A 26,836-nucleotide genomic window follows, 5' to 3' on the forward strand; every position below is an offset into this window, starting at 1 on the left:
AAAGGGCTGATCAGCCCATGTGCGGGTACGCGTAGTCGGTCGGCGGGACCAGCGTCTCCTTGATGGCGCGGGTCAGCGTCCAGCGCATCAGGTTCTGCGGGGCGCCCGCCTTGTCGTTGGTGCCGGAGGCACGGCCGCCGCCGAAGGGCTGCTGGCCGACGACGGCGCCGGTCGACTTGTCGTTGATGTAGAAGTTGCCCGCGGCGTAGCGGAGCTTGTCCATCGTGTACGCCGCCGCCGCACGGTCGCCCGAGACGACCGAGCCGGTCAGCGCGTAGTCGGACGCCGACTCCATCTGCGTCAACATCTCGTCGTAGCTCTCGGCCGAGCTGTCGTCGTACACGTGCACGGCGAGGAACGGGCCGAAGTACTCCGTCTTGAAGACCTCGTTCTCCGGGTCCGAGCACTCCACGACGGTCGGGCGCACGAAGTAGCCGACCGAGTCGTCGTACGAGCCGCCCGCGACGATCGTGCAGGTCGGGTCGGCCTTCGCCCGGTCGATCGCCGCCTTGTTCTTGGCGAACGCGCGCTCGTCGATGACCGCGCCGACGAAGTTCGCGAGGTCGGTGACGTCACCCATGGTCAGGTAGTCGACCTCGGCCGCGAACTCCTCCTTGAAGCCGGAGTTCCAGATGGACGCCGGGATGTACGCGCGGGAGGTGGCGGAGCACTTCTGGCCCTGGTACTCGAAGGCACCACGGGTCAGTGCGGTCTTCAGGACCGCGCGGTCGGCGCTGGGGTGCGCGACCAGGAAGTCCTTGCCGCCGGTCTCGCCGACCAGGCGCGGGTACGAGCGGTACTTCTCGATGTTGTTGCCGACCGTCTTCCACAGGTACTGGAAGGTCTTGGTCGATCCGGTGAAGTGGATGCCCGCGAGATCGCGGTGCTCCAGGGCGACCTTGGAGACCTCGATGCCGTCGCCGGTGACGAGGTTGATGACGCCCTTGGGAAGTCCGGCCTCCTCAAGGAGCCGCATCAGGAGGACGGCCGCGTGGGTCTGCGTCGGGGACGGCTTCCAGACCACGACATTGCCCATCAGCGCGGGCGCGGTCGGCAGGTTGCCCGCGATCGCCGAGAAGTTGAACGGCGTGATCGCGTAGACGAAGCCCTCGAGCGGGCGGTGGTCGAGGCGGTTCCAGACGCCCGGCGAGTTGGCCGGGGGCTGCTCGGCGAGGATCTGGCGGGCGTAGGCGACGTTGAAGCGCCAGAAGTCGACCAGCTCGCAGGGGCAGTCGATCTCCGCCTGCTGGGCGGTCTTCGACTGGCCGAGCATGGTGGAGGCGGCCAGCGTCTCACGCCAGGGACCGGCCAGCAGCTCGGCGGCGCGCAGGATGATCGCGGCGCGGTCGTCGAAGGACATCGCACGCCAGGCGGGCGCGGCGGCGAGAGCCGCGTCGATCGCGTCCTGCGTGTCCTGCTGGGTGGCGTGCGCGCCGGTGCCGATGACGGCCTTGTGGTTGTGCGGCTGCACGACCTCGAAGCGCTCACCGCCGCCGAGCCGCTTCTCGCCGCCGATGGTCATCGGCAGCTCGATCGGGTTCTCCGCCAGTTCCTTGAGCTTGGCCTCCAGGCGGGCGCGCTCGGGCGAACCGGGAGCGTAGCCGTGCACCGGCTCGTTGACGGGGGTGGGGACCTGGGTCACAGCGTCCATGGTGTCCGTAACTCCTTTATGAGCGGGTGGTTCGGGCTCGGCCCGTGGTTCAGCCCTTGGTCAGAATGCTGCGGGCGAAAAAGAGGAGGTTGGCCGGCTTCTCGGCCAGGCGGCGCATGAAATAGCCGTACCAGTCGGTGCCGTACGCGGTGTACACCCGCATGCGGTGGCCCTCGGCGGCGAGCCGCAGGTGCTCCTCGCCGCGGATGCCGTACAGCATCTGGAACTCGTACTCGTCCAGCTTGCGCCCGGCCTTGCGCGCCAGCTCCTGCGCGATGGAGATGAGGCGCGGGTCGTGGGACCCGATCATCGGGTACCCCTCGCCCTCCATCAGGACGCGCAGGACACGGACGTACGCCTTGTCGGTCTCGGCCTTGTCCTGGTACGCGACCTCGGCGGGCTCCTTGTAGGCGCCCTTCACCAGGCGGACGCGGCTGCCGCTCGCGGCGAGGCGGCGGGCGTCGGCCTCCGTGCGGTACAGGTAGGCCTGGATGACGCAGCCGGTCTGGGGGAAGTCCTTCCGCAGCTCCTCGTGGATGGCGAACATCGAGTCGAGGGTGGTGTGGTCCTCGGCGTCCAGGGTGACGGTGGTGCCGATGGCGGCGGCGGCCTCGACGACGGGGCGCACGTTGGCGAGGGCCAGCTCGTGGCCGCCCTCCAGCGCCTGCCCGAACATCGACAGCTTGATCGACATCTCGGCCTTGGTGCCGAGGTCCAGCTCCTTCAGGTGCTCGATGAGCTCCAGGTACGCGTCCCGGGCGGCGAAGGCCTGCTCGCGGGTGGTGATGTCCTCGCCGACGACGTCGAGGGTGACTTCCAGACCCTTGGCGACGGCGTCCTGGACGACCGGAACGACCTGGTCGACGCTCTCACCGGCGATGAAGCGGGCGACCACCTGCTTGGTGCCGGGGGCCGCCGACACGAAGCGGCGCATCCGGTCGCTGCGCGACGCGGCGAGAATCACGGGACCCAGCACGGGGCACCTCCACAACAAGGCGAGCAGAAGGCCGTATCCCGACCATTCGGGTACGGCACGGAGAACCACCGTGAAACCTAAGGATCCCTCCGATCCTGAGCCATCGACAGCTGTCACGCATCCGTGCCCTGGATCTCAGACAGATGTATGAAGGGCTGCGGAATTGCGGGAGAATGCCCGGGTGAGCGACGAACACAGGGATCGCAGAGAGCCCCGGGATCACCGGGAGCACCGAGATCACCGTGGCGACCACGGCGGCTATCAGGAGCTGGTCGACGAGATCTCGGCGCTCCTCGGCGTGCCCGCGACGCTGGAGAACCGGGACTTCGAGCTGATCGCCTTCGGCGCGTACGACAGCGAGGGCGAGCTCGACCCGTCGGCCCTGGACCCCGTACGGACTCGCTCGATCCTCACGCGCCGCTCCACGACGGCGGTCCGTACCTGGTTCGAGGGCTTCGGCATCACGCGCGCGACGGCCCCCGTGCACATCCCGCCCACCCCGGAGGCGGGCGTGTACCGGGGCCGGATCTGCCTACCGGTACGCCATCGGGGTGTCGTCCTCGGCTACGTCTGGCTGCTGGAGGACGACCCCGGACCGTCCGAGGCGCAGCTCTCCGCGGCGATGGAGGTCGCCGCCCGCATCGGCGACCTGCTCGCGGACGAGGCGCAGGCGGGCGCGGACCTCACCCGCGAGCTGCGCGCGGTCCTCACCGCCGAGCGCGGCTGGCAGCGGGACATGGCGGTGGCCGAGCTGCGCACCGCCCTCGGCCCGCGCGGCGACGGCCTGCACGCGGTGGTGTGCGTCGCCCCCTGGCCCTCCGCCGACCCGGACGACGCCCCTTCGGTCCGTACGGTGCCGGGCGCGACCGCGCTGTGCACGGTGCCGTGGGGGGCCACCGGCCAGAGCCTGGCCCTCCTCGTACGGCTGCGCTCGGCGGACGTACTGACTCCGGCACTCACGGCGGCGACACGCTTCGTACGGGAGGCGGACGGGGAGCGCGGGGGCGGCGGGCAGGGGGCGGGGGCCGGAACAGCCAAGGCTGCCGGGACCGCCGGGACGACCGTGGCCGCCGGAATCGCCGGGGCCCGGGTGGGCCTCGCCGAGCTGGGGGCCGCCTGGCAGGAGGCGTCCGCCGCCGCCCGCGCCGCCCGCGCGGAGCCCCGCCTCGGCCCGGTCGCCGAGTGGGCCTCCATCGGCCCGTACCGCCTCCTCACGGCACTCCCCCCGGAGGCGGCCCACGACCCCGCCGTCCGCACCCTCCTCTCCCCCGCGCACCGTGAACTCGCCCGCACCGCCGAGGTGTTCCTCGACTGCGCGGGCCAGGCGGGGCGCACGGCGGCGGAGTTGGGCATCCACCGGCAGACCCTCTACTACCGCCTGTCCCGCGTCGAGCAGCTGACCGGCCTCGACCTGGACGACGGCGAGGACCGTCTGCTGCTGCACATGGCGTTGAAGGGGGCGCGACTGTAATCCCCGCGCGGCGATCGGCCGTAGGGTGTGCCGTCGAACCGCTCGCCGCGGGCACGGGCGACGGTGCGCTGCGCAGGGAGTAGGGGGACCCGGTATGCCCACATCTCAGCAGAAGTTGAGCATCAGTCAGGTGGAGGCGCGTCGGCTCGCGCTGTCGCGGCAGTGGCTCGGCGGGGTGCGTCCGTCGGGTGACGGGGAGGGGCTGCGGGCCGTTCTGCGGTCGTTGCGCTATCTGCAGTTGGACCCCATCAGTGTCGTGGCGCCGAGTCATGAGCTCGTGGTGTGGAGCCGGCTCGGGGCGGGCGCCGGTTCGCATCTCGGCGCGTTGTGGTGGGAGGAGCGGTGGCTGTTCGAGTACTGGGCGCACGCCGCGGCCCTGGTGCTCACCGAGGACTATCCGATCCACCGGGTGTCGATGAACGGCTATCCCCCGAAGAACCTGTCGTTGACCAAGGTCTGGATGGAGGCCAACGAAGGGCTCCTGGAGCACATCCTCACCCGGCTCGCCGAAGGCATCCCGTTGCCCACCGACGCCTTCGAGGACCGCTCGGTCATGGAGTGGCCCTCCAGCGGCTGGACCGCGGGCCGCAACGTCGAGCGGATGCTGACCTTCCTGTGGCTTCAGGGCCGGATCATGGTCGCGGGGCGCGAGGCGGGCCGGCGGTTGTGGGGCCTCCCCGACGCCTGTCTGCCGCCCGGCGCCGACCGGGTCGCGGTGTCGGCGCGGGAGATGGTGACCACGGCCGCGGAGCACACCCTGCGCGCCCTCGGCGTCGCCCGTCCCCTGGACATCAGGCAGTACTTCCTGCGAGGCAAGTACGACGGCCTGGCCGAGGTGCTGCGCACCCTCACGCAGGAGGGTCGCGTCATACCCGTACGGGTGGAGGGGGCCACCTCGGCCACCGAGACGTGGTACGTGCACGTCGACGCCATGGCCGAGCTGGAGGCGATCCGCGCCGGTGACTGGCACGGGCGCACCGCGCTGCTCTCCCCCTTCGACAACCTCGTGGGCGACCGGCGCCTGACCGAACGCCTGTGGGGCTTCGCCTTCCGCAACGAGATGTACGTGCCCAAGGCCAAACGGGAGTACGGCTACTACCTGCTGCCGATCCTGCACGAGGACCGCCTGGTCGGCCGTGTCTCGCCCCGTCGTGACCGTAACCGGGGCACCCTGCTGGTCGAGGGCCTCTACCTGGAGCCCGCCGTCAGACCGACGGTGGCCCTGCGCAAGGCCGTCACCGGACAACTCGCCGATCTGGCAACCCTCGTGGGAGCCACCGACGTCGAGTACGGCGAGACGGTACCCGAACCCTGGCGCGCGGCCCTGCGCCGGTCCTAGCCCGCCACGACCCGTCAGGGCCGTCAGGGCCGTCAGGGCCGTCAGGGCCGGACGAGCAGGTCGCCGATCGTCGCGATGCCCTCCGTGATCGCGCGTTCCCCCACGTCACCGAAGCCCAGGACGAGTCGGGGCGGCGCCGTCGCCCGGTTCGAGCGGCAGGCGCTCATCCCGTACAGGCCGACGGACCGTGCGCGCGCCCCGTCGATGACGGCCCGTTCGGCGGCCGCGTCCGTTCCGGGCAGGTGCACGACGGCGTGGAACCCGGCCGCGAGACCCGTCAGCCGGACCTCCGGGGCGTGTGCGGCGAGGGCCGTGACCAGGGCCGCACGCCGGGCCGCGTACGTCGTGCGCATGCGCCGCAGATGGCGGTCGTAGCGGCCGGACTCGACGAGGCGGGCGAGGGCGAGCTGGTCGAGGGTCGGCGAACCGCGGTCGGTGCGCAGCTTGGCCGCCGCGATCGGGGCGGCGAGCACGGGCGGGCAGAGCAACCAGCCGATGCGCAGCGCCGGAGCGAGGGACTTGCTGACGGTGCCGATGGAGACGACCCGGTCGGCGGCCAGACCATGCAGGGCCCCGACGGGCTCACGGTCATAGCGGAACTCCGCGTCGTAGTCGTCCTCGACGACGTACGCGTCCTGCCGCGTCGCCCACTCGATCAGCGCGAGCCGGCGTTCGGGCGCGAGGACGACGCCGGTGGGCCACTGGTGCGCGGGGGTGACGACGACGGCCCGTGCCCCGGTCGCCTCCAGCGCCCGTACGTCGATGCCCTGCTCGTCGACCGGGACGGGCACCGCCGTCAGACCCGCCGCGGCCGCGGCCGCCGTCACCGTGGCGGGGGCGCCCGGGTCCTCGTACGCCACGACGCGCACCCCCGCCCCGGCCAGGCTCTCCAGCGTGAGGCCGAGGCCCTGCGCGTAACCGGAGCAGACGACGATCCGCTCGGGGTCGGCCGCGGCGGCACGCACCCGGCGCAGATATCCGGCGACGACCTCGCGCAGCACGCGGCTCCCGCGCGGATCCCCGTAGTCGAGGTCCGCGGTCGGCAGGGCGCGGCCCGCCTCGCGCAGCGCCCAGAGCCAGTCGGAGAGCGGGAAGCCGGTGAGGTCCGGCACGCCGTGCCGGAAGTCGGCGATCAGCCGCTCCGGCGCGCTCCGGTTCGGCGCGGGCGCGGGCGGTACGTGGGCGCACGCCGCGACCCGGGTGGCCGAGCCGACGCGGGTCACGAGGTAGCCCTCGGACTGGAGTTGGGCGTAGCAGTCCTGGACGAGGCCCCTCGACAACCCCATTTCGCGGGCGAGTTCACGCGAGGAGGGCAGACGCTCGCCGACGCCGAGGCGTCCCGTGCGGATCGCGTCCCGCAGCTGCCGTTCGAGCTGGGCGCGCAACTGCTCACCGCTCTCCCGGTCGACGGACAGGAGCAGTTCGGGTGACAGACCGGCCCACTGCGGCGGCATGGAATTGGAGCTTACCGGGGGTCCGCCCGCTGCCTAGCGTCGTTCCCATGAAAACGACCACGCCCCGCGTCCCCGCGACGGCTTCGAGGCCCCCTCTGCTCACCCGCCCCCTGCTGCTCCGTTTCGTGAGCATGGTCGGCGCCTCGGTGAGCTTCTTCCTGCTCCTGTCGGTGGTGCCCCGTTACGCGACGGCGTCGGGTGCGGGCCTCGCCACGGGCGCCCTGATGCTCTCCACGGTCCTGGGTGAACTAGCCGCTCCCCGCCTCGTCGCCCGCTACGGCTACCGGGTCGCGCTGATCGCCGGGCTCACCCTGCTCGGCGCTCCCGCGCTGGTCCTGACCGCCTCCGACGGCATGGCGTGGATCGTGACGGTCTGTCTCGTCCGCGGTCTCGGCTTCGCGCTCACGCTCGTCGCGGGCGGCGCGCTCACCGCGTCGCTCATTCCGGCCGAGCGGCGCGGGGAGGGTCTCGCGCTGGTGGGCCTGGTCTCCGGAGTGCCGTCGCTGATCGCGCTGCCCCTCGGCGTGTGGCTCGCCGGGCACGCGGGGTACGGGCCGGTCGCCGTGGCCGCGGGCGTGGCGGCGCTGGCCGCGATCGTCGCCGTACCGGGCCTGCCGGACCGGGAGCCGACGTCCGGGAAACCGGTGGGGGTGCTGGCCGGGCTGCGCACCGGTGGTCTGATGCGGCCCGGGGCCGTCTTCGCGACCACCGCCCTCGCCGCCGGGATCGTCGTCACGTTCCTGCCGCTGGCGGTCCCGGCCGCGTACGGCACGGTCGTCGCCGTGGCCCTCTTCGTGCAGCCGGCCGCGTCGACCGCGGCCCGCCTGGCGGCGGGCCGGTACGGCGACCGGCACGGGCCCGCGCGGCTCGTCGTGCCCGGCCTTGTCCTCTCGGCCGGGGGCCTGTTGATCACGGCGGTGACCGGCAGTCCCGTCGCGGTCCTCACCGGGGTCGCGGTCTTCGGCACCGGTTTCGGCATCGCCCAGAACGCCACGCTGGCCCTGATGTACGCGCGGGTCCCGGCCTCCGGATACGGTACCGTCACCGCGCTGTGGAACATCGCGTACGACGGTGGCATGGGCGTCGGCGCGGCGGGTTTCGGCGTGCTGGCCGGGGTGACGGGGTATCCGTCGGCCTTCGCCGTCACCGCCGCACTGATGCTGGTGGCGCTGATCCCGGCGTACCGCGATGCCCGAGCCGATCGCGGGTCCGGCACCACGCCGACCGGAGTCGTGGCCGGGTGACGCCTCAGTCCCGCGAGCCGGCCGCCCCCTCGATCACCCGTCTCAGCCCCTCCGTGAGGTCGTCCGCCGTGGAGGCGCTCGACGGGTCGAAGAGCCACTGCACCATCAGACCGTTGAGCAGCGCCTGGTAGAAGCCGCCGACGGCCTTGACGGTCCGCTCGTCGAGCGTCTCCTCGTCCAGGCCCGTGAACATCGAGACGAGCCCGGACCGGCCCTCGATCTGCGCCTTCGCCATGAGGTCCCGCAGCTGCGGCACCCGCTCCCCCTGCGTCACGATCTCCATGCTGGCCGCCCACACGGGCTTGAAGTCCTCGAAGGACTCCAGCATCCGCGCCCACACGTCGTGGAACCGCTCCACGGAACCCCCGGGCGCCTCCTCGTGCTCCCGGTGGAGGGCGAACTTCTCGCCCCACTCCTGCACCAGCTCCACGAAGGCCTGCGTCAGCAGCGCGTCCTTCGACCCGTAGTGGTAGCCGATGGACGCCAGGTTCGTCCCGGACTCCTTCACGATGTCGCGCGCCGTGGTGCGCACGAACCCCTTCTCCAGCAGGCAGCGCTTGGCGCCTTCGAGCAGATCCTCACGGTGTCCCATGCCGATCAGCGTACCTCCGATACAGACAACCGTCCCAGACGCTCGTTTTAAACAAGCGTACTAGACAAGCGTTTAAGACGTCCGTACAGTCCCTGTCATGACGAACTCGAAGCACTCGACGAGCACCACCCCCGCACCCGGCGGAGGCCTCGCCGGCCGCCGCGAATGGACTGCCCTCGGCGTCCTGATGCTTCCGCTGCTCCTGGTCTCGATGGACGTCTCGGTCCTCTACTTCGCGATCCCCGCGATCAGCGCGGACCTGGAGCCGAGCGGCACCCAGCAGCTGTGGATCTTCGACATCTACGCGTTCGTGCTCGCCGGACTGCTGATGACGATGGGCTCGCTCGGCGATCGCATAGGCCGCCGCAAGCTCCTCCTCTTCGGCGCCGCCGCCTTCGGCACGGCCTCGGTCATGGCCGCCTACGCCGACAGCGCCGAGATGCTGATCGTGGCCCGCGCGGTCCTCGGCATCGGTGGCGCCACCCTCATGCCGTCGACGATGGCGATCATCCGCACGATGTTCACCGACCCCGGGCAGCGCGCGAAGGCGATCGGTCTGTGGTCCGGTGTCATGACCGGCGGCATCGCGCTCGGTTCGGTGATGAGCGGTGTCCTCGTCGAGTACTTCTGGTGGGGCTCGGTCTTCCTCGTCAACCTGCCCGCGATGGTGCTGCTGCTCGTCCTCGGCCCGGTCCTGCTCCCCGAGTCCAGGAACCCGGAACCGGGCCGTTTCGACCTGCTCAGCGTGCCGCTGTCGATGGCCGCCGTGCTGCCCGTCATCTACGGCGTGAAGGAAATCCCGTCCGAGGGCTGGAAGTTCGAGTACGGCGCCTCGATCGTCGTCGGTCTCACCTTCGCCGCGCTCTTCGTCCAGCGGCAGCGCACCGCCAAGTCTCCGCTGATCTCCCCCGAGTTGTTCCGGGGCCGGGGCTTCGCGCCCGCCGTCGTGCTCAACCTGGTCTCCGCGTTCGGGATGATGGGTTCGGCGTACTTCACCACCCAGTACCTGCAGTCGGTCCTCGGCAAGAGCTCCATGGAGGCCGCCCTGTGGTCGCTGCTGCCGACGGTCCTGGTCGGGGTCGCCGCGCCGCTCGCCGCGCAGCTGGTGCAGAAGGGCGTCCACCGCGCCCACGTCGTCTCCGGCGGCTTCGTCCTCGCCGCGTGCGGCTACGGTCTGCTGGCCCTCACCGGGACCGACTCTCTGTGGCTGGTCCTCGCCGGTGCCGGTGTCCTCGCCTCGGGGATCGTCACCGTGATGTCGCAGATGATGGATCTCGCGCTGGGCACCGTCCCCGTCGCCAACGCGGGCGCCGCGTCCTCGCTGCTGGAGACGGGTGCCGAGTTCGGCGGGGCGCTCGGTATGGCGGTCCTCGGCTCCATCGGTACGGCCGTCTACCGCCACGAGATTCCGTCCGGCGCCCCGGCGCCGGCCCAGGAGACCCTCGGCGGCGCGCTGGCGGTCGCCCACCAGTTGCCGGGTGACGCGGGGGACGCGCTGGCGCGGGTCGCGCGGGAGGCGTTCACCAGTGGGATGCAGGCGGCGGCGATCGCGGGGGCGGTGCTGTTGTTGGGAGCGGCGGTGTTGGCGTCTGCGACGTTGCGGCGAGTGCCGGTGCGGGAGGTCGGGACCGAGGCCCCCCACCCCGAACAGGCCGCCGCCTGACACCCCTTCACCAGGGCTACGCCCTTGGAACCCCGGCTGTGCGCTCCGACTACGGGGGGGCAGGGTCCGATCGCGCAGTTCCCCGCGCCCCTCGGGCCGGGCTGCGCCCCGGACCCCCGCCCTCCCGAAGTGCTTCACCTGCGGGCTGGTGGGGGCTGATCGCGCAGTTCCCCGCGCCCCTCGGACGGGGCTACGCCCCGCATTCCCGACCTCCCGAAGTGCTTCGTCTGCGGGCGGTGGGGGTCAGTCGCGCAGTTCCTCGCGCCCCTCGGGCGGGGCTACGCCCCGAGACCCCACCCACCCGAAGTGCTTCACCTGCAGGCCGGTGGGGGCCGATCGCGCAGTTCCCCGCGCCCCTAAAAGCCCCGGCCCACGCCATCCAGCAGGTCCGGCGCCAGAGGGCCAGGCCGAAGGCCGATGCCCCACCCACCCCACGTCCACTCACCCACCCCACGTCCACCCACCCAGCCCCGGCCCGCACCATCCAGCCCGTCCGGCGTTTGAGGACGAGGCCGTTCAGGCCGATGCGGGGGTCCGGGGGTGCCCCGGTGGGGTCGAAGGGGCGGAGCCCCTGGGGACGGGACGGGTAGGGGCGGCGGGGGCGAGGAAAAGGGGCGGGGCCGTGTCGGTGCGGCGTGTCAGGATGGGCGGCGTGGCACAGACATTCGGTACGCCGTTCATCGGCCGGGACGACGAACTCGCCCGGCTCACCGGCGTGCTGGACCGCGCCCACGCCGGCACCCCCCGAGCCGTCGTCCTCTCCGGAGACGCCGGCGTCGGCAAGACCCGCGTCCTGACGGAGGCCGCCGCACACGCCACGCGCACCGGAATGACGGTACTCACCGGCCACTGCGTGGACCTCGGCGACGTGGGCCTGCCCTATCTGCCGTTCACGGAGATCCTCGGCATGCTCGGCGGGGACGAGCGGTTCGCCGCCGCCCTCGCGGCGCACCCGGCGGTCGACCGCCTGCTCGGCGCCGGCAGCGGGACGGACACGGACACCGGCAGCCGGCTGCGGCTCTTCGAGGGCGTGGCCGGCCTGCTGGCGGACGCCGCCGACATCACCCCCCTCCTCCTGGTCCTCGAAGACCTCCACTGGGCGGACCAGTCATCGAGGGACCTCCTGCGCTTCCTCCTCAGCCGGGGCGTCCTGCAGAACCCGACCCCCGGGTCCCCCACCCACCGCCTCGCCCTCTTCGCCTCGTACCGCGCGGACGACCTGCACCGCCGCCACCCCCTGCGCCCCCTGCTCGCCGAGCTGGCCCGTCTGCCCTCCGTGGACCGACTCGAACTGCGCCCGATGGCCGACGCCGAAGTGGCCCGCCTGGTGCGCGCCCTGCGGACGGACGCCCTCTCCGACACCACCGTCCGCCGCATCGTCGACCGCGCCGAGGGCAACGCCTTCTACGCGGAGGAGCTGCTCGCCGCGCTGCCGGGCGACCTCGACCCGGCGGCGCCCGCCATGCCGAGCGGCCTCGCCGACCTCCTCCTCATCCGGATCGAGCAACTCTCCGACACCGCCCAGCAGGTGCTGCGCACGGCCGCGGTCGCCGGGCGGCGCGTCGAGCACGACCTGCTGCGTGACGCCGTACAACTGCCCGAGGACGAGCTGGAGTCGGCGCTGCGGGAGGCCGTAGGACGGCAGCTGCTGGTCCCCGGCGACGACGCCACGTACTCCTTCCGGCACGCCCTCGCCCGTGAGGCCGTCTACGCCGATCTGCTGCCCGGCGAGCGGGTCCGGCTGCACGGCTCGTTCGCCAAACTCCTCGCCGGGCGCGGTCACACGGCACAGAGCGCGGCCGAGCGCGCCCACCACTCGCGGGAGAGCCACGATCTCGCGGACGCGCTGACCGCCTCACTGGAAGCCGCCGACCACGCCCAGCGCGTCGGCGCGCCCGCCGAGGAGCTGCGGCACGTGGAGGCCGCGCTCGAACTGTGGCCCGCGGTGGACCCCGGCGCCCGCCCCCGGGACGGCGACCCGGTCACGCTCACCCTGCGTGCCTCCGCTGCCGCCGCGCACGCCGGGGAGACCCACCGGGCGGTCTCCCTCACCCGCGCCGCACTCGCCAGAGCGGGGTCGGACGCGGACTCGGAGCTCGCCGCCCGCGTCCGCTACACCCTCGCGGGCAATCTGATGCGCGTCGACAGTCTGCAGGCCGCCTTCACCTACAGCAGCGAGGCACTGGCCATGATCCCGGCCGAGCCCCCGTCGCACACCTGGGTGTGGGCGGCGGCCACCCATGTCATGGCCGCGCGGTACATGGGTCACGACGAGGACGCCGAGCGCGTCGCCCGGCAGGCACTGCGCACCGCCGAGGAGCTCCGGCTCACCGACGCCCAGGCCGACTTGATCATCTCCCTGGTCGGTCTTGAAGACCACAACCGGCGTACGGCCGAGGGCCGGGAGCGGCTTCGGCAGGCCCGTGACCTGGCCCGGCGCGCCGGCAATGTCTCCGTCGAGATGCGCGCCCTCTTCAACCTCGCCATCGGGGCCTACGAGTCCGGGGCCCTGGACGAGTGCCTGGCCTGGCTCGCCGAGGGACTCGAGCGGGCGAACCGCTCCGGGCTCGTCTCCTCCCCGTACGCGCTGGAGCTGCGCTACCTCCAGTCCCTGATCCTCTACACCCTGGGCCGCTGGGACGAGTGCGCGCGGGCGGCCGCCGTCGACGCCGAACGGCTGCCACCGGCGGGCGGCTTCGCCGTCGGGCCCGCGTTGTACGTCGCCCTGGCGCGCGGCCAGGAGGGGCCCGCCGAGCGGGCCCGCGCGCTGCTCGACGGGCCGTTCGACTGGATGGCCACGCTCGTCGCGGGCATCGTGCTGACCGACGCCGCGGCCCTGCGCGGCGACCCCGAGGGCGCCGTCGCCTCCGTGCGTTCGACGCTCGGGGCACTCAGCGACGGCTCCGGCAGCGAGCGGCCCGACATCGGTGTGCGGCTCGCGGCGCTGGCTCTGGCGTCGGTCGCGGACGCCGCCGTCGAACTGCGTCTGACCGGCGACGAAGCGGGCGCCCGACGCTGGACGGACATCGCGACCGAGCTGGTGGAGGTGGCCCGGAGTACGGCCGCCAAAGGGGAGGACGGGTCGCGCCAGGGACCGGAGGGGCTTGCCTGGCTCGCCCGCGCCGAGGCGGAGTGGCTGCGCGCGCACTCGGGTCCCGATGTGGCCGCCTGGGCGAAGGCGGTCGCCGCGTTCGACTACGGCGATCCCTATGAACTGGCTCGCTGCGAACGGCGGCTGGCCGAGGCGCTGCTCGTGGCGGACCGTCGGGAGGAGGCAGCCGAGCGGGCCCGCGCGGCACGCGACACCGCCGTCCGGCTCGGCGCGGTACCGCTGCGCGAGGAGCTGGACACCCTGATCCGGCGCGGTCGTCTCGCCGACTCACCGTCCGCCGCGGACCGTGTCCCGGCGCTGACCGCCCGCGAGAGCGACGTCCTGAGGCTGCTGGCGCGTGGCCGCACCAACCGTCAGATCGGCGAGGAGCTGTTCATCACGGGGAAGACGGCGAGCGTGCACGTCTCCAACATCCTCGCCAAGCTGGGCGCCGCGGGCCGCACCGAGGCCGTGGCCATCGCCTACCGGGAGGGCCTGGTCGAGCCACCCCGGAACCCTCGCGCATGACCGACCCCCGCGCATGACCGGGGCCCGGTCACCCCAGGTGACCGGGCCCCGGCCCGCGTACTGCGAAGGTCAGACGAGGTTCACCGAGCGCGCCGAGGTGGCGCCGATCTCCTCGGCCACCTCGCTCAGCACGTTCTGCGGGACCGTGTCGTCGACGGTGAGGACCGCGAGGGCCTCGCCGCCCGCGGCGGCACGCGCGACCTGCATGCCCGCGATGTTGATGCCCGCCTCGCCGAAGATGCGGCCGACGGTGCCGACGACGCCGGGACGGTCCTCGTAGCTCAGCACGACCATGTGCTCGGCGAGCGCGAGGTCCACGTCGTAGTCGCCGACGGCGACGATCTTCTGCAGGTGCTTGGGGCCGGCCAGCGTGCCGGAGACCGCGACCTCCTGGCCGTCGCCGAGCGTGCCGCGCACGGTGACCACGTTGCGGTGGTCGGGGGACTCCGAGCTCGTGGTCAGACGGACCTCGACGCCGCGCTCCTGCGCGAACAGCGGGGCGTTGACGTACGACACCGTCTCGTCGACGACGTCCTCGAACACGCCCTTGAGCGCGGAGAGTTCGAGCACCTTGACGTCGTGCTGGGTGATCTCGCCGTACACCTCGACGTCGAGGCGGACCGCGACCTCGCCCGCGAGGGCGGTGAAGATGCGGCCGAGCTTCTCGGCGAGCGGCAGACCGGGCTTGACGTCCTCGGCGATGACACCGCCCTGCACGTTCACCGCGTCCGGGACGAGCTCACCGGCGAGGGCGAGGCGCACCGAGCGGGCGACGGAGACACCGGCCTTCTCCTGCGCCTCGTCCGTGGAGGCGCCGAGGTGCGGGGTGCAGACGACCTGGTCGAGCTCGAAGAGCGGGGAGTCCGTGCAGGGCTCCTTCGCGTACACGTCGAGGCCGGCGCCGGCGACGCGGCCCTCCTTGAGCGCCGAGAACAGCGCCTCCTCGTCGACGATCCCGCCGCGCGCGGCGTTGACGATCCGCACCGACGGCTTGACCTTGTGCAGCGCCTCGTCGCCGATGAGACCGACCGTCTCGGGGGTCTTGGGCAGGTGCACGGTGATGAAGTCCGAGACCTCGAGCAGCTCGTCGAGGGAGAGGACCTTGACGCCCATCTGCGCGGCCCGGGCAGGCTGGACGTAGGGGTCGTAGGCGACGACCTTCATGCCGAACGCGGACATGCGCTGGGCGACCAGCGCGCCGATGCGGCCGAGGCCGACGACACCGAGGGTCTTCTCGGCGAGCTCGACGCCGGTGTACTTCGAGCGCTTCCACTCGCCGTTCTTCAGCGCGGAGTTGGCCTGCGGAATGTGACGCGCGGTGGCGAGCAGGAGGCCACAGGCCAGCTCGGCCGCGGTCACGATGTTCGAGGTGGGGGCGTTGACGACCATCACGCCGGCCTTGGTGGCGGCGGAGACGTCGACGTTGTCCAGGCCGACGCCGGCTCGTGCGACGACCTTGAGCTTCTTCGCGGCGGCAACGGCCTCCGCGTCGACTTTGGTGGCCGAACGGATCAGGATCGCGTCGACGTCGGCGATCGCGGGCAGCAGCTCGGCGCGGTCCGCGCCGTTCGCGTGCCGGATCTCGAAGTCCGGGCCCAGGGCGTCGACGGTCGCGGGCGACAGCTCTTCAGCGATGAGTACGACAGGTTTCGAGCTCACGTGAGTCCTCACAAGTCCAATGCGGACGGCCGTCCCGACGGCCGCATGCGGTGGAGGGTTGTAGCGGCCCCGGGGAAGTCTAGGTGCGTTCCCGCGTCGTTCGGTGCGTGCTGTCGGCGTGCCGGACGAAGGTCCTCGTAGCGGAGCTACTTGGGCCTTTGGCCGGTGCGGCGAGAGTGCGTGCCGGGCGGCGTGGGGGCGTGCCTTCACTTCTTCGGGGTCGCTTGAGCCGCGTGGAAGACGCACGACGCTGTGGGCCTGACGCGTATGTTGTGCAGCAGTGTAGTGCCGCTACGGGGGCCTTCTTGCGCCTCCGTGGAAGGATCACCCGTCCGTGGCTGGACGAGGTGGACAACGTCGCGCTCACGGGCGTTACCCAGGGTTGGCCGAAGGGACCGGAGCGGATGCTCCGGCCCCTTCGGCCGTACGGCTTACGCCTCGTCGTTGACCCACGACATGAGCTTGCGGAGCTCCTTGCCGGTGGTCTCCAGGAGGCTGTTCTCGTCCTGCGTCTTGTACTCGTTGTACTTCTTCAGGCCGGAGTGGTACTCCTCCATCCAGTTCCTGGCGAAGGTGCCGTCCTGGATCTCCGCGAGGACCTTCTTCATCTCGGCCTTGGTGGCGTCCGTGATGATCCGCGGGCCGGTGACGTAGTCACCCCACTCGGCGGTCTCGGAGACCGACCAGCGCATCTTCTCCAGGCCGCCCTCGTACATGAGGTCGACGATGAGCTTCAGCTCGTGGAGGCACTCGAAGTACGCGATCTCCGGCTGGTAGCCGGCCTCGGTCAGCGTCTCGAAGCCCGCCTTGACCAGCGCCGCGGTGCCACCGCAGAGAACGGCCTGCTCACCGAACAGGTCGGTCTCGGTCTCCTCCGTGAAGGTCGTCTTGATGACGCCCGCGCGGGTGCCGCCGATGCCCTTGGCGTAGGAGAGGGCGAGCGGGAAGGCGCTGCCCGTGGAGTCCTGCTCGACGGCCGCGATGCAGGGAACGCCGCGACCCTCCTCGTACTGGCGGCGCACCAGGTGGCCCGGGCCCTTGGGCGCGACCATGCACACGTCGATGCCGGCCGGGGGCTTGATGAAGCCGAAGCGGATGTTCAGACCGTGGCCGAAGAACAGCGCGTCGCCGTCCTTCAGGTTGTCCTTGATGGACTCCTCGTAGACCTGGGCCTGGATCGGGTCCGGCACCAGGATCATGATGACGTCGGCCTCGGCCGCGGCCTCCGACGGCGTCACCACGCGCAGGCCCTGCTCCTCGGCCTTGGCCTTGGACTTGGAGCCCTCGTGCAGACCGACGCGGACGTCCACACCCGAGTCGCGCAGCGACAGCGCGTGGGCGTGGCCCTGGCTGCCGTAGCCGATGACCGCGACCTTGCGGCCCTGGATGATGGACAGGTCGGCGTCGTCGTCGTAGAACAGCTCGGCCACTGGGGTTCTCCTTGGTGTGCGGTGTTGCGTCCCACCGTACGGCGGGCGGGGGAAGGGAAGTTTTCGGGTCTCGGTATACGGGCGGTCGGTGATCACCGACCGCCCCTACCAAGGATCAGGCTGATCGGTCGAGCGCGCGCAGCGAGCGGTCCGTGATCGAACGCGCCCCGCGTCCGATCGCGATCGTGCCGGACTGGACGAGCTCCTTGATGCCGAACGGCTCCAGCATCTTGAGCATGGCCTCCAGCTTGTCGCTGCCGCCGGTGGCCTCGATGGTGACGGCCTCCGGAGAGACGTCCACGGTCTTGGCGCGGAACAGCTGGACGATCTCGACGATCTGGGAGCGCGTCTCGTTGTCCGCACGCACCTTCACCAGAACGAGTTCGCGCTGCACCGCCGAGCCGGGTTCCAGCTCGACGATCTTCAGCACGTTGACGAGCTTGTTGAGCTGCTTGGTGACCTGTTCGAGCGGCAGCGCCTCGATCACGTTCACCACGATGGTGATGCGCGAGATGTCGGGGTGCTCGGTGACGCCCACGGCGAGTGAGTCGATGTTGAAGCCGCGGCGGGAGAACAGGGCGGTGATCCGGGCGAGGACACCCGGCTTGTTCTCGACGAGGACGGAGAGGGTGTGCTTGGTGCTCATGGTGGTGGACTCGGCTCTCTCTCGGTCTCAGTCGTCTTCGTTGTCGCCGAAGTCGGGGCGGACGTCCCGGGCGGCCATGATCTCGTCGTTCGAGGTGCCGGCGGCGACCATCGGCCACACCATGGCGTCCTCGTGCACGATGAAGTCGACCACGACGGGGCGGTCGTTGATCGAGTTCGCCTCCGCGATGACCTTGTCGAGGTCATCGGGGGACTCGCAGCGGATCGCGTAGCAGCCCATGGCCTCCGACAGCTTGACGAAGTCGGGGATGCGGGTGCCGGCGCTCGGCTGCTTGCCGTCCGCGTCCGGGCCGGAGTGCAGCACGGTGTTGGAGTAGCGCTGGTTGTAGAAGAGGGTCTGCCACTGGCGGACCATCCCGAGGGCGCCGTTGTTGATGATGGCGACCTTGATCGGGATGTTGTTCAGGGCGCAGGTGGCGAGCTCCTGATTGGTCATCTGGAAGCAGCCGTCACCGTCGATCGCCCAGACCGTCCTGCCCGGCTGACCGGCCTTGGCGCCCATCGCGGCCGGAACCGCGTAGCCCATCGTTCCGGCGCCGCCGGAGTTCAGCCAGGTCGCGGGCTGCTCGTACTGGACGTAGTGCGCGGCCCACATCTGGTGCTGGCCGACACCCGCCGCGAAGATGGTGCCCTCGGGTGCGAGCTGTCCGATGCGCTCGATGACCTGCTGCGGCGACAGGGAGCCGTTGTCCGGCTGCTCGTAGCCCAGCGGGTACGTCTCGCGCCAGCGGTTGAGGTCCTTCCACCAGGCGGTGTAGTCGCCTGCGTGGCCCTCGCTGTGCTCCTTCTGCACGGCCTGGACCAGGTCGGCGATGACCTCGCGGGCGTCACCGACGATCGGCACGTCCGCGGCGCGGTTCTTGCCGATCTCGGCCGGGTCGATGTCGGCGTGGACGATCTTGGCGTACGGGGCGAAGCTGTCCAGCTTGCCGGTGACACGGTCGTCGAAGCGGGCTCCGAGGGCGACGATCAGGTCGGCCTTCTGCAGCGCGGTGACGGCGGTGACCGCACCGTGCATGCCCGGCATTCCCACGTGCAGCGGGTGGCTGTCGGGGAATGCGCCGAGCGCCATCAGGGTGGTGGTGACGGGCGCTCCGGTGAGTTCTGCGAGGACCTTCAGCTCGGCGGTGGCCTTGGCCTTGAGGACGCCGCCGCCGACGTAGAGGACGGGCCGCTTGGCCTGGGTGATCAGCTTGGCGGCCTCGCGGATCTGCTTGGCGTGCGGCTTGGTCACCGGGCGGTAGCCGGGCAGGTCCTGGGTGGGCGGCCACTGGAAGGTGGTCTGCGCCTGGAGGGCGTCCTTGGCGATGTCGACGAGGACGGGGCCCGGGCGGCCGGTGGAGGCGATGTGGAAGGCCTCCGCGATCGTCCTCGGGATGTCCTCGGCCTTGGTCACCAGGAAGTTGTGCTTGGTGATCGGCATGGTGATGCCGACGATGTCCGCCTCCTGGAAGGCGTCCGTGCCGATCGCCTTGGACGCGACCTGCCCGGTGATCGCCACGAGCGGCACCGAGTCCATGTGCGCGTCCGCGATCGGCGTCACCAGGTTGGTGGCACCCGGGCCGCTGGTCGCCATGCAGACGCCGACCTTGCCGGTGGCCTGCGCGTAACCGGTGGCCGCGTGTCCCGCGCCCTGCTCGTGCCGCACGAGCACGTGCCGCACACGCCTGGAGTCCATCAGCGGGTCGTACGCCGGAAGGATCGCGCCGCCGGGAATGCCGAATACCGTCTCGGCCCCGACCTCCTCAAGCGAGCGGATGAGGGACTGCGCTCCCGTGACGTGCTCGGGGGCGGACTGCTGTCCTCCGGAACGGGGCCGCGGCTGCGGGTGATGGGCCCCGGTGGCCTGCTCGGTCATCGGCATTCTCTTCTCGATGCTGAGGGTTTTTGCGAGTTTTGTGCGGTGTACGACTGGCGCCTGTGCAACAAAAAACCCCTCGTGCCGTGAGGCAAGCGAGGGGAGCGCGCCGGGTGCGGTCGCTGGGTGTTCCGGGTCCGTCCGGTGGTCACCAGCTTCAGCCGACGCGCTTTCCAAGTACGAGAATTCGGGTGCGCATGGCATTGACCCTCCCCCCGGCACGCACCGACTGTCAAGTGGGTGGGACGGGAGTCTCATTATGTGAGCGGAGGGCCGTACCACCCCCGAGAACCGCGGGCACACCACTCGTATACACCCCCGTGCCACCGCCCGCGAACGCGGGCTCGGCCGGGCCGTACGGCACCGGGTAGTGGCCACAGGACAGCGCTCTGCGCAGCCGGTACTCGTCGAGCGGCCCGGAGAAGGCCATGCCCTGTCCGTGCGTGCAGCCCATCGCGCGCAGGGCGACGACCTGCTCGGGCAGGTCCACACCGTCGGCCACGGACTGCAGCCCCAGGTCGGTGGCGATCCTCAGCAGCCCGCTGGTGATCTTGTGCAGCCGGGCGGACTCGACGACACCCTCGACGAGACCCCGGTCGAGCTTCAGCACGTCGACGGGCAGCCTCCTGAGCGTCGTGATGGCCGCGTAGCCACTGCCGAATCCGTCCAGGGCGACCCGGACGCCGAGCCGCCGCAGCGCGTTCAGCCGCCGCTCCAGCTCGTCCAGGGAGACCCGGGGGTCGGTGTCGGCCAGCTCGACGATCAGGGAGCCGGAGGCGAGCCCGTGCCGGGTCAGCAGAGCCTCCACGGAGCCGAGAGGCATCGAGCGGTCCAGCAGACGCCGGGCGCTCATCCGCACGGCGACGGGCACCGTGACACCCGCGGCGGCCCGCTCGGCGGCCTGCTCGACCGCCTCCTCAAGCATCCAGCGGCCCAGCTCGGCGGTCTTGTCGCTGTCCTCGGCGACGCGCAGGAACTCCGCCGGCGTGAAAAGCACCCCTTGGGAGGAGCGCCAGCGGGCCTGGGCGGTGACCGTCGCGATCCGGCCGTTCCCGAGGCAGACCACTGGCTGGTGGAGCAGCGCGAACTCGCCGTCCTGGAGGGCGGAGCGCAGCCGGGTGGCCAGCTCCGCCTTCCGTACGACGTCCTGCTGCATCTGGGGCGCGTACAGCTCGACGCGTCCCTTTCCGGCCGCCTTGGCCCGGTACATGGCGAGGTCGGCGTTGCGCAGCAACTCGCCCGCCCCCAGTCCGGGCTCTGCGAAGCCGACGCCGATGGAGGCGGCGACCCGGACATCGTTGCCGTCGATGGCGTACGGCTGGGAGAGCTTGATCCGCAGCCGGTCGGCGAGCTCCAGGATCTGCTGCTCGCGCGCGCTCCGGTCGCGGCTGCCGTCGCCGACGATGAGCGCCGCGAACTCGTCGCCGCCGAGGCGGGCGGCGGTGTCGCCCTGCCGCACCGAGTCCTGGAGTCTGCGGGCGGCCTGGACGAGGAGCTCGTCGCCGGCCTGGTGCCCGATCGTGTCGTTGACGGCCTTGAAGCCGTCGAGGTCGATGAAGAGGACGGCCGTGCCGCGCAGTGCGGCGCCGCGGTCGGTGGAGCGGCGGCCGGACAGCGCCTGCTGGACGCGCCGGGTGAACAGCGCGCGGTTGGGCAGGTCGGTGAGCGGATCGTGTTCGGCGTTGTGCTGGAGCTGCGCCTGGAGCCGGACCCGCTCGGTCACGTCACGGCTGTTGAAGATGAGGCCGCCGTGGTGTCGGTTGACGGTGGACTCCACATTGAGCCAGCCGCCGTCGCCGGACTTGAAGCGGCACTCGATGCGGGTGGTGGGCTCCTCCAGGTGGCTGGCGGCCAGGAAGCGGCGCACCTCGTGCACCACACAGCCGAGGTCCTCGGGGTGGATGAGGGAGGCGAGCTCGGAGCCGACGAGCTCCTCCGCGTTGCGGCCGTAGACCCCGGCGGCGGCGGGGCTGACGTACCGCAGGATGCCGTTCGGTGCGGCGATCATGATGACGTCGCTGGAGCCCTGCACCAGGGAGCGGAAGTGGTTCTCCTGCTGGGCCAGCTCCTGGGTGAGGGTGATGTTGTCGAGCAGCATGATGCCCTGCCGCACCACGAGGGCGAGTACGACGAGCCCGGCGGTGATGAGCACGACACGGTCGACGCTGCGGCCGTTCAGGACGTTGTAGAGAATGCCCAGCGTGCACACGGCGGCGGCCAGGTAGGGCGTGAGCGCGGCCAGTGATCCGGCGATCGGGCGGGTGGTCGGGTACCGGTTGTGGCCTGCGTCCTGAGACCCCTGAGGCTCTTGAGACCCCTGAGACTCTTGAGATCCCTCAGGCCCCTGAGATCCCTGAGGCTCCTGAGATCGCTGAGTTCCCCGGGTGATCCCGGGTCCGCCCTGGCGGGGCCCGGGGGTGTGCTCGTGCACCACGCGTGCGTGCCCGTCCCTACGGGGCTCGTCCGCGCTGTGACTTTCGGCGGTCGGCTGCCCGAGCCGGGGACCGACCCACGGGGCGTACGCGAGGAGCAGTGACCCGGCGAACCAGCCCGCGTCGAGGAGCTGCCCGGAGTGGTAGCTGTTGTGCAGGAGGGGCGAGGTGAACAGGGCGTCGCACATCACGGTCAGGGCGAGCGCGCCGATCGCGGTGTTCACCGCCGAGCGGTTCACCGACGAGCGCCTGAAGTGCAGCGCGAGCACCATGCTGACCAGGGCGATGTCCAGCAGCGGGTACGCCAGCGAGAGCGCGGTGTGCGCGACGCTCGGCCCGTCGAACTTCGCCGCCTGGGCGAGCGCGAGGCTCCAGGACAGCGTGAGCAGGGAACCGCCGATCAGCCAGGAGTCGAGCGCCAGGCAGACCCAACCCGCCTTGGTCACAGGCCTCTTGGCTAGCACGAGCAGTCCTACGATGGCGGGCGGAGCGAAACAGAGGAAGAAGAGATCGGCGTAGCTGGGACTCGGGACCTGGCGGTCGAGGACGACCTCGTACCAACCCCAGACTCCGTTGCCCAGCGCGGCCATGGTGGAGGAGAGCGAGAACAGCAGCCACGCGGGTCGAAAGCGGCTGCGGCGGCTGCGGGCGTAGAGGAAGCAGGAGACCGCGGCGGTACCCGCGGCAGCGCTCAGCCCGAAGTCGCCCATGAACAGCGCGAGGGTCGCGGAGCCCCAGCCGAGCGCGGAACCGAAGGCGTATCCCGCGCACACCAGAGCCAGCACGAGTTGCGGAATCAGGCCCGTCCCACCGCCGCACAACGGCCGCCGGGACTGCAGCGCCCCGGGGGAGCTCACCGGGCCCACCCGGTCCGCGCGGGGTCCCGTCGGCCCGTGTGCGCTGGGTGCGCATGCCTTCTGCGGCCGCTGTGCCCGCCGTGGTGATGGCCACCGTGACCACCATGGCCGCCGTGGCCGCGTCTGCGCGTGGCCGCGCGCCAGGGTCGTCGGCGGCCCCGCCGCGTCGGATCGTTGGTCCATAGGCCGTGCATCGCCCGTCGCCCCCCTCGCAGTCCGAATGTCCATCCCCGGCGCCGAACGGTGCGCGGCGCAGCCCCTGTCGGGACGATACACCAGTCTCGTCACTCAGGGACATAGTTCCTCTACGCTCCGTGACGATCAGGGGTCGCACGGACACCGCCCGCATTCGCAGGACTGCGGAGGGTGCCCGAAGTCGGCTACGCGCCCGTCGTAAGGACCACGTTGCCCAGGGGTTCCTGGTTCACGAAACGATTCAACTGCGCGGTCAGAAGCCGCTTGGCGCGCGGCAGGAACGCGGAGGTGGGGCCGCCGACATGGGGGCTGATGAGCACGCCGGGCGTCTGCCACAAGGGATGTCCCTGGGGCAGCGGCTCCGGATCGGTGACGTCGAGGGCCGCGGTGAGGCGTCCGCTGTCCAGCTCGGCGAGCAGCGCCTTGGTGTCGACGACCGGCCCGCGGGCGACGTTCACCAGCAGCGCGCCGTCCTTCATCCGGGCCAGGAACTCGGCGTTCACCAGGCCCCGTGTGCTGTCGGTGAGGGGCGTGGAGAGCACCACGACGTCGGCCTCGGGGAGCAGTACGGGCAGTTCCGTGAGTGGGTGCACCGGACCGCGCGCCGTGGTGCGCTCGGAGCGCGCGACGCGCGCCACCCGCGCCACTTCGAAGGGCGTGAGCCGGTCCTCGATCGCGGACCCGATCGAGCCGTAGCCCACGATCAGTACGGACTTGTCGGCCAGCGCCGGATGGAATCCGGAGTGCCACTCCCCCTTGTCCTGCGCCCGTACGAAGTCGGGGACGCCCCGCAGCGAGGCGAGGATCAGCGTGAGCGCGAGCTCGGCGGTGCTCGCCTCGTGCACTCCACGGGCGTTGCACAACTGCACGCCCGGGGGCAGGGACCGCACTGCCTGCAGGACGTGGTCGACCCCGGCGGAGAGCGTCTGCACGACCCGCAGGGAGGTCATTTCGGCCAGCGGCCGCTGCCCTACGCCGGGCGCCTTCATATAGGGGACGACGTAGAACTCACAGTCGGCGGGATCCGCGGGAAACTCCTGGTCGCCGTCCCAGAAGCGGTAGCTCAGGCCCTCGGGGAGGCCCTCGATCGCGTCGGCGTGAAAGGGAAGCCACACATCGGAAGTCATGGTCAGGAGGCTATGCCAGGTGCCTGGTCGCGCAGAGGCTAGGTTGGGGTGCCGGAAGAAGGAGGGGCAGGGCCAGGTGGAGCGCAGGACGATCGGCGCGGCGACGCTCGATGTGGGGGCGATCGGGCTCGGGTGCATGCCGATGAGCTGGGCGTACACCTGTTCGCGACAGCGCGGTGAGGAGTCGCTGCGCGCGGTGCACGCGGCGCTCGACCGGGGGTCGACACTGCTCGACACGGCCGACATGTACGGGCCCTTCACCAACGAGCTGCTGGTGGGGCGGGTGCTGAAGGAGCGGCGCTCCGAGGCCTTCGTGTCGACGAAGGTGGGACTGCTGGTGGGCGAGCAGCACATCGTGGCCAATGGGCGCCCCGGCTATGTGCGGCGGGCGTGCGACGCGTCGCTGCGCCGCCTCCAGACCGATGTGATCGACCTGTACCAGTTGCACCGCGCGGACCCGGAGATTCCGGTCGAGGAGACGTGGGGCGCGATGGCCGACCTGGTGTCGGCCGGAAAGGTGCGCTCGCTCGGGCTGTGCGCGGTGGGCGCCCGGTCCGCCCGTCGCTCCGGGGCGCGGCTGCACGACGGAACGATCCGGCAACTGGAGCGGGTGCAGCAGGTCTTCCCGGTGAGCGCGGTGGAGGCGGAGCTGTCGGTGTGGTCGACGGAGGCGCTGGACGCGCTGCTGCCGTGGTGTGCGGCGCGCGGGGTGGGCTTCCTGGCGGCGATGCCCCTCGGCAACGGCTTCCTGACCGGCACGCTCACCCCCGGCGAGGGGTTCGAGCCCGATGACCTGCGCGCCCGCCACCCCCGCTTCACGGCCGAGATGATGGCCGCGAACCAGCCCATCGTCGTCGGGCTGCGGCGCATCGCCCGGCGCCACGGCCACCTCGGGAACGCGGTCACGCCGGCCCAGGTGGCGCTGGCCTGGGTGCTGGCCCAGGGGCGGCACGTGGTCCCGGTGCCGGGCGCCAAGCGGGAGCGGTGGGTCACGGAGAACGCGGGCGCGGCCGGACTGCGGCTGACGGCGGAGGACCTGGCGGAGGTGGCGGCGCTGCCGGGGGCGCGGGGGTCCTGGGACTGAGGCCCCGCTCCGGAGGGACCGGGTGTCCGGGTTCGGGAACCCCTGGGACCCACGCGGTGTATGAACAGTAGGACCGCCGCGTCGAAGGGACCTCTGATCGTGCAACGTCGAGTGATGAAGGCCGTGTTGGCCGCGGCAGCGCTGGTGGTGACGGCCGGCTGTTCCTCCGGTGGCGGAGGAGGGGCGCCGATCGGCGGCCTGAGCCCGTCGTCGAGCGGTACGGGAACGGGGACGTCGTCCGCCCCGCGGGCCACCGAGACGGCCGCGCCCGCCAAGGGCTCGGTGAAGGTGGTGCGCACCGTCACCGAGGACCTCAAGTCGCCCTGGGGCCTGGCGCCGCTGCCGGAGGGCGGCCTGCTGGTGTCCTCGCGGGACAAGGGGACGATCACGCGGGTCGACGAGGAGACGGGCAGGAAGACCGAACTGGGCCAGGTGCCCGGCGTGGCCCCCGCCGGCGAGGGCGGCCTCCTCGGCATCGCGCTCTCCCCCGCGTACGCCTCCGACCACATGATCTACGCGTACTTCACGACGGCCTCGGACAACCGCATCGTCCGCATGCTGTACGACGAGAAGAAGCCGTCCGGTGAGCAGCTCGGGGCGCCGGACACGATCTTCAAGGGCATCCCCAAGGGGATGATCCACAACGGTGGGCGGATCGCCTTCGGACCGGACCGGATGCTGTACGCGGGGGCGGGCGAGACGGGCGACCGGGGGCAGGCCCAGGATACGAAAGCGCTGGGCGGCAAGATCCTGCGGATGACACCGGACGGCGATCCCGCGCCCGGCAACCCCTTCGACAACTCGGTGGTCTACTCGTACGGCCATCGCAATGTGCAGGGCCTCGCCTGGGACGACAAGCAGCGGCTGTGGGCCTCCGAGTTCGGCCAGGACACCTGGGACGAGCTGAACCAGATCAAGCCGGGCGACAACTATGGCTGGCCGGTGGTCGAGGGCAGGAGCGACGACCCCAAGTACCACAATCCGGTCGCCCAGTGGCACACGGACCAGGCCTCCCCGAGCGGTATCGCCTATGCCGAGGGCTCCATCTGGATGGCGGGGCTGCGCGGCCAACGGCTGTGGCGCATCCCGTTGAAGGGCACGGAGGCCGCCGCCGCCCCGCAGGCCTTCCTGAAGGGCGAGTACGGCCGGCTGCGCACGGTGGTCCCGGCGGGCGGCGACAAGCTCTGGCTCGTGACGAGCGAGACGGACGGCCGCGGCAGCCCAGGGAAGGGCGACGACAGGATTCTGGAGCTGGAGGTGAAGTAGGCGTCCGGCCTCAGGACTCGTCCGGTTCCGACACGGCTTCCTCCCCCGTGTCGCCCTGCCCGTCCTCCTGCTCCTGGTCTCGCTCCTGCTTGGGCAGTCGTACGACCACCTTGCCGGAGGTCAGGTCTATGGGGCCGCGGCCCGGGTCCCCGTCGTTCAGGTCCACGCGGCTCAGTTCGAGTCGCTTGCGTTCGTCGTTGGTGTGCTTGCGGCCTGGAGCGAAGAGCTCCTCGAACATGTTGAACACGGCGCC

General features: G+C 71.4%; 18 protein-coding genes. 7 read left to right on the forward strand and 11 right to left on the reverse strand.

Annotated features, from left to right (window positions below):
* Nucleotides 1–10: 10 nt before the first annotated feature.
* Nucleotides 11–1,651, reverse strand: a complete 1,641-nt coding sequence (pruA, locus tag ACFVWD_RS06880; RefSeq protein WP_389594298.1) for an L-glutamate gamma-semialdehyde dehydrogenase — start codon at nt 1,649–1,651, stop codon at nt 11–13.
* A gap of 49 nt (nt 1,652–1,700) precedes the next feature.
* On the reverse strand, nt 1,701–2,627 hold the full coding sequence (locus ACFVWD_RS06885) for a proline dehydrogenase family protein (RefSeq protein WP_389594299.1): 927 nt from the start codon (nt 2,625–2,627) through the stop codon (nt 1,701–1,703).
* A gap of 163 nt (nt 2,628–2,790) precedes the next feature.
* On the opposite strand from ACFVWD_RS06885, the gene ACFVWD_RS06890 reads away from it, so the two are divergent.
* Nucleotides 2,791–4,098, forward strand: a complete 1,308-nt coding sequence (locus ACFVWD_RS06890) for a PucR family transcriptional regulator (protein WP_389594300.1) — start codon at nt 2,791–2,793, stop codon at nt 4,096–4,098.
* A gap of 94 nt (nt 4,099–4,192) precedes the next feature.
* Nucleotides 4,193–5,437 (forward strand): winged helix-turn-helix domain-containing protein, encoded by a 1,245-nt coding sequence (locus ACFVWD_RS06895; protein WP_389594301.1) that lies wholly within the window; start codon nt 4,193–4,195, stop codon nt 5,435–5,437.
* A gap of 41 nt (nt 5,438–5,478) precedes the next feature.
* Here ACFVWD_RS06895 and ACFVWD_RS06900 read toward each other — a convergent pair whose 3' ends face one another.
* On the reverse strand, nt 5,479–6,891 hold the full coding sequence (locus ACFVWD_RS06900) for a PLP-dependent aminotransferase family protein (protein ID WP_389594302.1): 1,413 nt from the start codon (nt 6,889–6,891) through the stop codon (nt 5,479–5,481).
* 47 nt (nt 6,892–6,938) lie between these two features.
* Between ACFVWD_RS06900 and ACFVWD_RS06905 the strand changes: the two genes are divergently transcribed.
* Nucleotides 6,939–8,135, forward strand: a complete 1,197-nt coding sequence (locus tag ACFVWD_RS06905; RefSeq protein ID WP_389594303.1) for an MFS transporter — start codon at nt 6,939–6,941, stop codon at nt 8,133–8,135.
* 4 nt (nt 8,136–8,139) lie between these two features.
* On the opposite strand, the gene ACFVWD_RS06910 is transcribed toward ACFVWD_RS06905, so the two are convergent.
* Nucleotides 8,140–8,727 carry a TetR/AcrR family transcriptional regulator gene (locus tag ACFVWD_RS06910; RefSeq protein ID WP_389594304.1) on the reverse strand — a complete coding sequence of 196 codons (588 nt, stop codon included), beginning with the start codon at nt 8,725–8,727 and terminating at the stop codon, nt 8,140–8,142.
* Nucleotides 8,728–8,824: 97 nt separating this feature from the next.
* Here ACFVWD_RS06910 and ACFVWD_RS06915 point away from each other — a divergent pair, with 97 nt between their 5' ends.
* Nucleotides 8,825–10,390 (forward strand): MFS transporter, encoded by a 1,566-nt coding sequence (locus ACFVWD_RS06915; protein WP_389594305.1) that lies wholly within the window; start codon nt 8,825–8,827, stop codon nt 10,388–10,390.
* A 652-nt stretch (nt 10,391–11,042) separates the two neighbouring features.
* Nucleotides 11,043–14,009: an AAA family ATPase gene (locus ACFVWD_RS06920; RefSeq protein ID WP_389594306.1), complete on the forward strand. Its 2,967-nt coding sequence runs from the start codon at nt 11,043–11,045 to the stop codon at nt 14,007–14,009.
* A gap of 69 nt (nt 14,010–14,078) precedes the next feature.
* On the opposite strand, the gene serA is transcribed toward ACFVWD_RS06920, so the two are convergent.
* The 6 genes from serA to ACFVWD_RS06950 all read right to left on the reverse strand — a co-directional run bounded on the left by serA (nt 14,079) and on the right by ACFVWD_RS06950 (nt 24,233).
* Nucleotides 14,079–15,668: a phosphoglycerate dehydrogenase gene (gene serA, locus ACFVWD_RS06925; protein ID WP_389594307.1), complete on the reverse strand. Its 1,590-nt coding sequence runs from the start codon at nt 15,666–15,668 to the stop codon at nt 14,079–14,081.
* A 431-nt stretch (nt 15,669–16,099) separates the two neighbouring features.
* Nucleotides 16,100–17,098 carry a ketol-acid reductoisomerase gene (gene ilvC, locus ACFVWD_RS06930; protein WP_101400837.1) on the reverse strand — a complete coding sequence of 333 codons (999 nt, stop codon included), beginning with the start codon at nt 17,096–17,098 and terminating at the stop codon, nt 16,100–16,102.
* 115 nt (nt 17,099–17,213) lie between these two features.
* Complete coding sequence (gene ilvN, locus ACFVWD_RS06935) at nt 17,214–17,744, reverse strand: acetolactate synthase small subunit (RefSeq protein ID WP_054234575.1); 531 nt, start codon at nt 17,742–17,744, stop codon at nt 17,214–17,216.
* 27 nt (nt 17,745–17,771) lie between these two features.
* Nucleotides 17,772–19,628 (reverse strand): acetolactate synthase large subunit, encoded by a 1,857-nt coding sequence (locus ACFVWD_RS06940; RefSeq protein WP_389594308.1) that lies wholly within the window; start codon nt 19,626–19,628, stop codon nt 17,772–17,774.
* Nucleotides 19,629–19,854: 226 nt separating this feature from the next.
* Complete coding sequence (locus ACFVWD_RS06945; RefSeq protein ID WP_389594309.1) at nt 19,855–22,911, reverse strand: putative bifunctional diguanylate cyclase/phosphodiesterase; 3,057 nt, start codon at nt 22,909–22,911, stop codon at nt 19,855–19,857.
* A 380-nt stretch (nt 22,912–23,291) separates the two neighbouring features.
* Nucleotides 23,292–24,233, reverse strand: a complete 942-nt coding sequence (locus tag ACFVWD_RS06950) for a 2-hydroxyacid dehydrogenase (protein WP_389594310.1) — start codon at nt 24,231–24,233, stop codon at nt 23,292–23,294.
* Between the two features lie 76 nt (nt 24,234–24,309).
* Between ACFVWD_RS06950 and ACFVWD_RS06955 the strand changes: the two genes are divergently transcribed.
* Together ACFVWD_RS06955 and ACFVWD_RS06960 are read left to right on the forward strand one after the other, a co-directional pair.
* A complete protein-coding gene (locus ACFVWD_RS06955; protein ID WP_389594311.1) occupies nt 24,310–25,317 on the forward strand; it encodes an aldo/keto reductase in 1,008 nt (335 codons plus the stop codon).
* Between the two features lie 114 nt (nt 25,318–25,431).
* Nucleotides 25,432–26,583: a PQQ-dependent sugar dehydrogenase gene (locus ACFVWD_RS06960; protein WP_389594312.1), complete on the forward strand. Its 1,152-nt coding sequence runs from the start codon at nt 25,432–25,434 to the stop codon at nt 26,581–26,583.
* A gap of 10 nt (nt 26,584–26,593) precedes the next feature.
* Here the strand turns inward: ACFVWD_RS06960 and ACFVWD_RS06965 are convergent, their stop codons facing one another.
* Complete coding sequence (locus ACFVWD_RS06965; protein WP_389594313.1) at nt 26,594–26,830, reverse strand: DUF6191 domain-containing protein; 237 nt, start codon at nt 26,828–26,830, stop codon at nt 26,594–26,596.
* Nucleotides 26,831–26,836 lie beyond the last annotated feature (6 nt).

The organism is Streptomyces sp. NPDC058086 (assembly GCF_042885015.1).
Taxonomy (GTDB): Bacteria; Actinomycetota; Actinomycetes; order Streptomycetales; family Streptomycetaceae; genus Streptomyces.

Coding starts and splice junctions, on each gene's coding strand:
- ACFVWD_RS06950 (WP_389594310.1), bottom strand. CDS start 24,233: ATGACTTCCGATGTGTGGCTTCCCTTTCACGCCGACGCGATCGAGGGC.
- ACFVWD_RS06900 (WP_389594302.1), bottom strand. CDS start 6,891: ATGCCGCCGCAGTGGGCCGGTCTGTCACCCGAACTGCTCCTGTCCGTC.
- ilvN (WP_054234575.1), bottom strand. CDS start 17,744: ATGAGCACCAAGCACACCCTCTCCGTCCTCGTCGAGAACAAGCCGGGT.
- ACFVWD_RS06895 (WP_389594301.1), top strand. CDS start 4,193: ATGCCCACATCTCAGCAGAAGTTGAGCATCAGTCAGGTGGAGGCGCGT.
- ACFVWD_RS06940 (WP_389594308.1), bottom strand. CDS start 19,628: ATGCCGATGACCGAGCAGGCCACCGGGGCCCATCACCCGCAGCCGCGG.
- ACFVWD_RS06915 (WP_389594305.1), top strand. CDS start 8,825: ATGACGAACTCGAAGCACTCGACGAGCACCACCCCCGCACCCGGCGGA.
- ACFVWD_RS06905 (WP_389594303.1), top strand. CDS start 6,939: ATGAAAACGACCACGCCCCGCGTCCCCGCGACGGCTTCGAGGCCCCCT.
- pruA (WP_389594298.1), bottom strand. CDS start 1,651: ATGGACGCTGTGACCCAGGTCCCCACCCCCGTCAACGAGCCGGTGCAC.
- ACFVWD_RS06960 (WP_389594312.1), top strand. CDS start 25,432: ATGAAGGCCGTGTTGGCCGCGGCAGCGCTGGTGGTGACGGCCGGCTGT.
- ACFVWD_RS06910 (WP_389594304.1), bottom strand. CDS start 8,727: ATGGGACACCGTGAGGATCTGCTCGAAGGCGCCAAGCGCTGCCTGCTG.